Source organism: Vibrio sp. M260118, from assembly GCF_036533755.1.
Taxonomy (GTDB): domain Bacteria; phylum Pseudomonadota; class Gammaproteobacteria; order Enterobacterales; family Vibrionaceae; genus Vibrio.
This window is the reverse complement of sequence record NZ_JATABG010000124.1, coordinates 1-9160: the sequence shown is the minus strand read 5'-3', so window position 1 is coordinate 9160 and position 9160 is coordinate 1. Positions and strand designations below refer to the sequence as shown.

Sequence of the window (9160 nt, the reverse complement as noted above, 5' to 3'; positions counted from 1 at the left end):
CCTAGAGTGGATTTACCAGCTGGAACCAGTTCATCATCTCGATTCGGCGCACTACCATCAATATAGAGATCTTTTTTGTACGATAGTGGTGGCAGGAATTGAATCACCATAGCCGCAATAACACCAGACAAACAGATCGCAAAGTAGAAAGGCACAAAGTAGTTTGCCAGCCCGACTTGAGTTAGCACCACCAATGAGAATGAGATCCCAACAGGCGAGAACATGGTCGCCACAACCGCTGCTTCACGAGCTGTATACTTTTTATCTTCATACTGCTTGCTAGTTAAAATAACGCCAACCGTACCGTCACCTAGCCATGAAGACATACAGTCGATCGCCGCTCTACCTGGCAGACGGAAAACAGGGCGCATAAACTTACTCAATAACGTACCCAAGAGCTCTAAAAGACCAAAGTTAAGCAGTAGCGGAAGTAATAATCCCGCAAGGAAGAAGGTCACTAGCAGCGATGGAAGTAGATCATTCAAAACCAAGCCACCCGTATTACCGTTCCAGATGATCTCTGGCCCGATTTGATGCAACGCCAGCAGCGTAAATAACGCACCTAACGAACGAATCACTAACCAAGTTGGAGTCAGGATGAACAGTCTTGTAAGCAGAGGAGATTGAGTAACAAATGTTGGCTTTAGAAGACTCGCGGCAATTGAAGCAAAAGCTGAAAAACAGATCACGCCCGTTACAGTCGGCAAAATGGCATCACCAAGAACCGCTTTGAAACCTTTCGCCATCAACGCAAGAGGAAAGGTAAAGTTACCATCGTAAGTTAATGGTGCGAGGAAAAAGAACAGTCCTAGCAAAGATGGAATCGCAAACATCAGCAGATTCCGGTTAGTTTTGTGGTTCTCTTCAACGAGAAGTGTATCGCTCATCTGACTACTCCCTAGATGACTACAATTTCACTTTAAGTGAATAAATCTTCATTGAGAGCGATTATATATGCTAGAAAATCCAACACAAGCTAAATTTGCAAATTTATTCACCATTAATGGATACAAAATCAAATTCAACAGCTAAATATAGCCCATACACCAATACAAACAACCATATGCAACTTAACAATATAATGCGCGATTACTAGCTTACTCGATCAATCGAACCACCAGCGAACCCGGCGCACGCACTGATTCAACGTTGTGGCTAATAACTGTTCCACTCGAAGGTGAGTGGTAACTTTGGATCTCATCGCCAAAACTATTGTACTGAGTCGCGACCTTTTGCCCCTTTTCTACCCTATCGAGCAACTCAACATGGCAAATCACAAAGCCACCCTGATCCGCCCTAATACTGGTAATGCTATTCCCCTCAACACATTGAACTTGAGTTGATTGCACCTCGCCCTCAATAAGTTCATACGCACGCAACACATTCAGTACACCAAGCGTCGCCCTATCAACCATATCCAAATCGGTATAACGACCCACCCCAACTTCAATAGTAATAGATGGAATATCAGCACGGTTATAAACCGTTTCGAGAATACCGGGATCACCCGGGTCATTGAGAATTACATCGGGGTTAATCAGCCTCGCCATGCGTATTGCATCTTCAATTCGATAATCAGCGAAGGCATACAGCGGATAAGCACTGCCACTGGTTTGCGAATGAAGATCAATGGCTAAATTGGCGTTGGGCTTAAGTAGATTCTCCCACAAACTGTGCGCGTAGCGACTGGCGTCATCTCCATTCGCACTGCCGGGGAAAAGACGATTTAAGTTGGCTGATGAGCTATCAGGTGCTGCGGAGTGAAAGTCTCGACTATGGCGAGCAATACCCGACAAATTAACCGCTGGCACAATTGTAATGCAGCCTGAAATGGTTTTGCCTTCCAGCGCTCGAGCAAGCTTCTGCGCGGTTAATATGCCATTTTGCTCATCGCCATGAACCCCTGCGGTAATCATAAATCGCTTGCCCGGTTTTGTACCTTTAAACACACGAACAGGTAGCGTTTGCGGGTGACCAATAGCATCTGTTGCCACGGCAAACCAAAATTTATGCTCTCCCGGGCTTAGTGCGTCGACATCTAAAGCTTGTATAGTCGGATACATAGGCACGATACATTCGTTTAATGGCTTGGTCATGGTTTACCTCAACAATGAAACCAAACCTGTACGCCTAGTTTCAAAATTACATTTATCTAACAAAGCTGTACTCTAAACTGTCTGTAACTGCTTGAATAGCCATCCGTGTAATTTTATTGAAATCCTTCACTGCTGTTTGGCAGAGGTCATCACCACACTGAACAGAATCAATGCAGCGCCAACGATTTGCATCACGCTAAGCGATTCCTGAAGCCAAACCATCGCAAAGATGGCACCAAACAATGGTTCACTCCCCATCAGAAGAGACACTCGCGTCGGAGAGGTTCGACGCACCGCATAATTCTGTACATAGAAAGCAAACAGAGTACAAAACAATACAAGGTAAGAGAGCGTCAGCCAAAACTCAAGATGAGTTGGGATGATGAACTCTGCAACTGGCACAAAAGTGACCGCGGCCAAAAGCGCAACACCAGCAACCACTAATGACTGAAGAGCGGTGAGTGTCGTTGTGGTGATCTGTTTACCTTGGGTAAAACGCTTAGTCAGGGTAACCATCAGTGCCCTAAGAACAGCGGCAGCGAGGATGTAGTAATCGCCACTATTAAGTGCAAACACAAAACCTTGCTGACTGGTTAAAAGCACCACACCGACAACACTGCACAAGGTGAGTACCCACAAGGTGTTGCTAACGCGCTTCTTGTTAATGACCAGCTCAGCGAATGCCGTCAGTATTACCGACAGGCTAATCAAAAACGCCGCATTGGATGCAGAGGTTTGCGCAACCCCAAACACTTCGCAGAAAAAAATCGCCGATAGAATAAAGCCAGTTGGGAGGGCAATCTTCCAGTCTTTATTGAGTCCACGGCGAAAATCTCGAATCACTACAGGTAGCATACATAGAAAAGTGACCGAGAAACGAATCGAAATGAAAGCCAACACGCTAGTGTAAACAAGGGCACTTTTCGTCAGGCCATAACTTGTTCCCCAAAAAATCGCTACCAAGAGTAGTAGCGACTCAGTGAGTGGAAACCTGAATCCACTCTTGTTTAGCTGACCTGTTGCTGCCGTCATCTCATTTCTCCATAGATATACACTCCAGCCCTCCCTCCATTGGAGTGACTGGTTGACTAATTCAGTATCCATAAGTAACTTAAGTGAAACAATACCGCTATTATGCAAAGGATTTTTGCGCCTTGGACACAAATAAGCTCATCCCTCTTCTTTCCGAAATGGCAATTTTCGTTAATGTGGTTGATTCAGGTAGCTTCTCAACTACGGCGAAAAAACTCGGCGTTTCTCCATCTTCAGTGAGCCGCTCTATCACTCGATTAGAAAACGCGTTAGAAGAAAAATTACTTTTGAGAACCACGCGCCAAATGCGACTAAGCACCACAGGGCAAGAGGTCTACAGCCTTTGCAATGACATGCTCAACTCTGCGAAAATGGCCGTATCAGCAGCTCAGGCGGATAAAAGCGAGATTTCGGGTATATTGCGAGTTGCCGCCCCTAAAGCTTTATCGCGCCAGGTGCTTATGCCTATAATTCTGGACTTTATTGACACCTATCCAGATGTGGCATTGCAGCTTAAAGTCACCGACCAATACATAGACCCAATCAGTGACGAAGTCGATGTCATCATCCACATCACCGACAAACCCTATCAAGGTTTAATCGCTAAACCCTTGGCCGATTGCCGACTGGTATTATGTGCCAGCCCAATTTATCTAACGCAGAATGGACACGCGGCACACCCTAACGATCTTTCTCAATACAACTGTTTGTGCTTAGGAGAGACACCAAAAGATAGGACCTGGGAATTTACAGCGGCAGAGAAGAAGCTGGCGACGAATGTCAAAGGTTCGTTTGCAGTTAACCACAGTGAAATCCGTCGAGAAGCTGTTTTACGCGGAGTGGGAATATCACTTTTTCCGGAGTTTGTGGTTAAGAATGAATTAGATTCAGGAGAGCTAATCGAGCTATTGCCCGATTGGCATATTGGTGGAAATTATCAAGGGCAGATAATGGCCCAATATGCTCAATCGAAATTTATCCCAAGGCAGATAAAAACCTTTGTCGCATACCTAAAAGATAGGTTTAAATAAGCGCGAATACACAACTGTTATGCCTTGTTCTTCCTTTCTAAATGGCTAACCAAGCTTTCGGCGAGCTGATGACTAGCGATGTTACGGCTAACAATTTGACTGTCTAGCTTGCCACTCTGAGCAACCTTCAGCCAGTCATCAATCATGTTACCGAAGCCTTTAGTTTCTAGCATAGGAATCCAGTCTTTCAACATCAACGTTGATTCTTGCCCCTGCTGCCAGATTCGGCCTTGAACAAACGAATCAAATTCCAGTGCGCGGTTCTTGTATGTCGCAGAAACCCGCTCTTTAGTGATTCCATACTGGCGATTCATTGAAGCATGCAACAATGTAGAGTTTGATTGCCACTGAAGGTCGACTCTAGAAAGCTGACGCTGATCAAACTGGGACGTGACATACACATCATCAAGTGACGTTTGACCATTGAGGTTTACGCTATCAAGTGGAGGGATAAAGTCATCGAAAATGAAGGTACGGATGTCTCCAGTAAGGTCGTATCTGTGCTTCTCCCAACGTAAAGAGGTTAACTCTCCCGTCGCCCCTTGCCCAAGCTCAGAAATATGCTGATTGTAGAGTGGGATATGGCGGCGGTTGAATCCCACATAAAGCGGTTGTTGATGTTGCTCTGCTAACTCATAGAGAAGTTCCACGTCCTCGGCGCTGTCAGCTAGTGGCTTATCGACAAAGGTCGGGATCCCTTGTTTGAGAAAAAAGGCCGCAACCTCTTTGTGCACTGACGTAGCGGCATGAATCATAACCGCATTAGGGGAAAAATCTAACAGATGCCGATAGTCTTGGCACTGCTTGTCGACTCGATACTTCCACCCTAGTTGAGCCAAAACATCCGTATTACGAGTACAAAAAATAGGTTCAACATCTGCACGTTGGCTTACGATCGGTAAATAAGCCTTCTGCGCGATATCACCCAAACCAACAATTGCTACTTTCATCGCTTACTCTAGCTCCATTTTAAAATACGTACTTCATTGCCCTCATCAGGCTGCTTGGGAATATTAAGCGACAGCAGTAAAGAAATACAGGCCATACCTGCGCCAATATAGAACACGGCAGAAGGCGATACTAGCCAGATAAAACCAAAGGTCACGGGAATAAATACTGCCGCAATATGGTTAATCGTAAATGAAACGCCAGCGGTTGATGCCATGTCTGCAGGATCAGCGATTTTTTGGAAGTAGGTTTTGATCGCGAGCGCCAAAGCAAAGAACAGATGATCGACAACATACAACACTGCCGCCCACTGAGCTGTTTCTACTAGCGCATAACCAACGAACACACAAATTAAGCCAACATATTCAAATGTGAGTGCTTTACGCTCGCCCACTTGACCGATGAAACGCCCGATTTTCTTAGCAAACAAGAAATTAAATACATAGTTAATAATAAACAGCAAAGTGACGTCTGCGGCGGAGTAGCCGAAACGTTCCACCATCAAAAAACCCGCAAACACAGTAAAGATTTGACGGCGAGCACCACTCATAAAGGTTAGCGCGTAGTAGAGCCAGTAGCGCTTTCTTAATACCAACTTTTTGTTTTGCTGCACCTTGGTTTGAAACTGAGGGAATGCGAACGCCATCCATGCGACAAGTAAAAAGCCAATACCACCAAAGGTAAGATAAACCCACTTAAAGTCCATGCTGAGTATTTCTAAACAGAACCAAAGCGACCCATAGGTCAGTAGCGAAGCCAATGCGCCGACCGAAATGAACTTACCGAGCATTTCAGGTGCTTCGTCTTTAGATAACCACTGCAGTGCTAACGACTGCTTGAGCGTCTCAAAATAGTGGAAACCCGTCGACATCAACAAGGTGGTAAACAGCAAACCGATTAGAGAAGGGAAAAATCCAGTAATCGCGGTGCCCAAGGTTAACGCGGCGAGCGACACAATCATAAAGCGCTGCTCACGAATAAACAGCAGTACGAACACTACCGTAAAAGCGAGAAAGCCGGGGATCTCACGAACACTTTGCAACAAGCCGATATCTGAACCATCAAAGTTCGCACGCTCAATTACGAAGTTGTTTAGCAGTGCCATCCAGCTCGAAAAAGCGATGGGCACAACAATCGAGATAAGCATGAGGAAGTTTTGTGGAGTTTTCCAACTCGCCGAGTGATTCATGAGCAGTTCCTTCTAAACGCGAACTATTACATTAGACTAGCTCGGAATGAGAAACAAACAAATTTATAATTTATACCCTAGTGTTCCCTTCAAGACCGACTAATGCTTTCAAAAACAATAAAGACCACAAAAAATATATAAAAACAATGCTTTATCATTTTCGATATTCTCGTTATGGTGGGGGTATGTATCACCAGTCGAAAAGGGAATAATATGGAAATAGTAATACGTCCGACTCAAGTTAGCGATGCCGCGGCATTATGTGATATTTACTCACAACCAAAAGCACAGCGCGAAACACTCCAACTCCCAAAGCCTTCACTGAGTATGTGGACAAACCGACTGGAAAACATCCCTGCAGGCATTTATAGCTTCGTTGCAGAAGCCGATGGTAGAGTAGTGGGGAACATTGGCTTTGAACACTCACAGCGCCCACGCACCGCTCATTGTGCGAGCTTTGGTATTGGCGTTCATGATGACTTTCATGGTTTAGGCATTGGTAGCAAACTGATAGAAACCGTACTGGATTTAGCCGACAACTGGCTACAGGTCAAACGAGTTCAAATTGAGGTCAACAGCGATAACGATAAGGCCATCGCGTGCTACAAGAAATTTGGCTTTGAAGTGGAAGGTGAGGCTAAATTTGGTTCGTACCGAGATGGTGAATACATAAACACCCTCTTTATGGCCCGCATCAAAACCTAGTTTTGCCCAAAGGCTTGCCTTAAGGGTAAGCCTTTAATTCATGCAGCGCCCGCTGTGTTAACGCTTCAGTATATGTATTTATCTTCCAATGATTTGGGCTCCATCCTTTGACAAAGCGCTGAAAATCCGCCCAAGCAATGGAAAACAATGGTCGCCAAGCCGACTCGACTTCCTTCGTGGACAACTCTGGCTGATGCTGCTTAAGCGCCACTTTTAGATGCTCGAAATAAGTATCGAGCAGCCACTCTTCCATCTCATGACAACACTCCGGCTCAACGGCACTACTCATAAATAGCGCGACATCTTTCATTGCGCAGCCTCTACCTATGTACTGAAAGTCCACCGCTGCAGCCTTGTATCCATCGGGAGTAAAACAGAAGTTCGCCAGTTTGGCATCACCATGGACCAGTGTAGAAAAAGGCGCGCTATCGAGAACTCGATCTATTTTTTCTGCATGTGCTTTTAGGTTCTGGTCTTCTAAAGCCGCAAGTTCGTCAGGACGCGTTGCTAGATGCCAGTATGTTCCCTGTTGCCATAAACCTTCACGATCAGCACCAATATGCTGGGCATGGAAATCAGCCAACCATTGCAGACACGCGCTCAAATGAATTTGTGTCGGTTCGGTAACAACTTCACAGAACCCTAACTGACATAAATCTTCCATAACAAGTAGCAGCTCTTCGCCTTGCTGAGTCACTTTTATTGGCGCGGGAACTTTAGCTCGACACTGCTTGGCACTGTATTGATACCAGTTGAGTTCTACTTGATAAGAGCGAAGCTTACGTTGATGTGAAATATCGGTATTCCATCCTCTTGGATGAAACTCGGGTTTGGGCAACTGGATATGTTTAACTATAATGCTCGTTTCATCGACGCTCAGCCGCACTAGCTCTCCGTACCCGCCCCACAAAGTCTGCAGCACTTCAATGCGCTGCAAGCGGGTATAACCCAATTCTCTTGCTAACGGCACATAATCGTATGTTTGAGCGCTCATGCTTTTAGGTGCGACCACTGCGGGTTACGGTCCATATAATGCACCGCATAGCTACAAATAGGCTCTACCTTCACGCCAAGCTGCTCAATTTCGTTTAATACAGCTTCCATCATCACCTTGCCATATCCCCGGCCTTGAAGCGCCTCTGGAACTTTTGTAGAGGTGATACTGTACACACTGCCCTTATTTTCGATCTTGACCAACGCGTAATGCTCACCCTCGAGATAAACGCGAAACTGAGAGCTTACTCCATCAAAAACTGTCTTGTGAGGCATGTTAACTCCAAAAAATGATAACTAAATCATATTAATGGGTATATTGACATTTGAACAAGCAACAAACCAAACATAGAATGGACAGATCCAAGTTCACTCATTTGAAATAAAAAACGTCATATACCCACCTACTTCATAAAACCATATCACGGTGGGTGCAACGGAGGCTAGATGAATACGCAGGCGGCGCTTAAAGAACAAGGGGCAAGCCCTTCACACGATAAAAACGTGTCGACGTTAAATAGTACTGACGCTCTCGCTATGGTAGAGCATGGTGGCGAATTAACGATTGGCATTACCACGCCTGTAGGGACAACATTCCGATGTAAAACCAAATTTATCGGCACTCACTCTGATAACGTTGTTTTAGCTGAGCTACCCAAAATATCCGAAGACGACCTAGGCTTCTTTTTCCAAGAAGGCTTTTGGGCCACAATTAGAGCGATTTCACCCCGTGGTGAAGGTGCAATTGTTCATTTTCGAGGCCAGATCCAGAATGTCCTAACTGCACCAGTACCGATTTTTACGCTTTCGGTACCTCAAACCATGCAAGTGACCCAACTCAGGAAAGAGCCTAGATTTGACGTTAACTTAGCAGCCAAAGTGATCGCCGAGACGCACAAGCTCGACTGCGAAATTCGCGACTTATCTAAGAGCGGTTGTCGATTTATTACCGCCCCCCTTAGCCGCCCATTTCAAGTTGGAGAAGAGATCGCCCTCAACGTTCAGTTAAGTTCGAACAGAGATAGGCAGTTCGCTCCGCTATACGGGAAAGTCTGTAACTTACAACGTTCCATGCATTATGCTCGCTATGGCGTAGCGTTTAATGATGATGGAAAAGAGAATGCCAAAACTCTGCTCGGCCATCTCAAGTTTGATGGCACAAAGTT

At 45.4% G+C, this 9160-nt stretch carries 10 protein-coding genes; 3 read left to right on the top strand and 7 right to left on the bottom strand.

Annotated features, from left to right (window positions below; all coding sequences use genetic code 11):
• The 3 genes from QTO00_RS09410 to QTO00_RS09400 all read right to left on the bottom strand — a co-directional run.
• A partial coding sequence (locus tag QTO00_RS09410; protein WP_331424503.1) for a YjiH family protein occupies positions 1-887 on the bottom strand: 887 nt, incomplete at its 3' end.
• 210 nt (positions 888-1097) lie between these two features.
• On the bottom strand, positions 1098-2096 hold the full coding sequence (locus tag QTO00_RS09405; protein ID WP_331424501.1) for a succinylglutamate desuccinylase/aspartoacylase family protein: 999 nt from the start codon (positions 2094-2096) through the stop codon (positions 1098-1100).
• Between the two features lie 126 nt (positions 2097-2222).
• Positions 2223-3128 carry a DMT family transporter gene (locus tag QTO00_RS09400; protein WP_331424499.1) on the bottom strand — a complete coding sequence of 302 codons (906 nt, stop codon included), beginning with the start codon at positions 3126-3128 and terminating at the stop codon, positions 2223-2225.
• A 122-nt stretch (positions 3129-3250) separates the two neighbouring features.
• Between QTO00_RS09400 and QTO00_RS09395 the strand changes: the two genes are divergently transcribed.
• Entirely contained in the window at positions 3251-4159 is a 909-nt protein-coding gene (locus QTO00_RS09395; RefSeq protein WP_331424505.1) for a LysR family transcriptional regulator, read from the top strand.
• A gap of 17 nt (positions 4160-4176) precedes the next feature.
• Here QTO00_RS09395 and QTO00_RS09390 read toward each other — a convergent pair whose 3' ends face one another.
• Both QTO00_RS09390 and QTO00_RS09385 read right to left on the bottom strand, forming a co-directional pair.
• Entirely contained in the window at positions 4177-5109 is a 933-nt protein-coding gene (locus QTO00_RS09390; RefSeq protein ID WP_331424498.1) for a Gfo/Idh/MocA family protein, read from the bottom strand.
• Between the two features lie 8 nt (positions 5110-5117).
• Positions 5118-6296 (bottom strand): MFS transporter, encoded by a 1179-nt coding sequence (locus QTO00_RS09385; protein ID WP_331424496.1) that lies wholly within the window; start codon positions 6294-6296, stop codon positions 5118-5120.
• Between the two features lie 213 nt (positions 6297-6509).
• On the opposite strand from QTO00_RS09385, the gene QTO00_RS09380 reads away from it, so the two are divergent.
• Entirely contained in the window at positions 6510-7001 is a 492-nt protein-coding gene (locus QTO00_RS09380; protein ID WP_331424495.1) for a GNAT family N-acetyltransferase, read from the top strand.
• Positions 7002-7020: 19 nt separating this feature from the next.
• Here QTO00_RS09380 and QTO00_RS09375 read toward each other — a convergent pair whose 3' ends face one another.
• Positions 7021-7995, bottom strand: a complete 975-nt coding sequence (locus tag QTO00_RS09375) for a phosphotransferase (protein ID WP_331424494.1) — start codon at positions 7993-7995, stop codon at positions 7021-7023.
• Positions 7992-8270 carry a GNAT family N-acetyltransferase gene (locus QTO00_RS09370; protein ID WP_331424493.1) on the bottom strand — a complete coding sequence of 93 codons (279 nt, stop codon included), beginning with the start codon at positions 8268-8270 and terminating at the stop codon, positions 7992-7994. Before QTO00_RS09370 ends, QTO00_RS09375 begins: the two co-directional genes overlap by 4 nt.
• 171 nt (positions 8271-8441) lie before the next feature.
• Here QTO00_RS09370 and QTO00_RS09365 point away from each other — a divergent pair.
• The coding region (locus QTO00_RS09365; RefSeq protein WP_331424491.1) for a flagellar brake protein at positions 8442-9160 on the top strand (719 nt) is incomplete at its 3' end.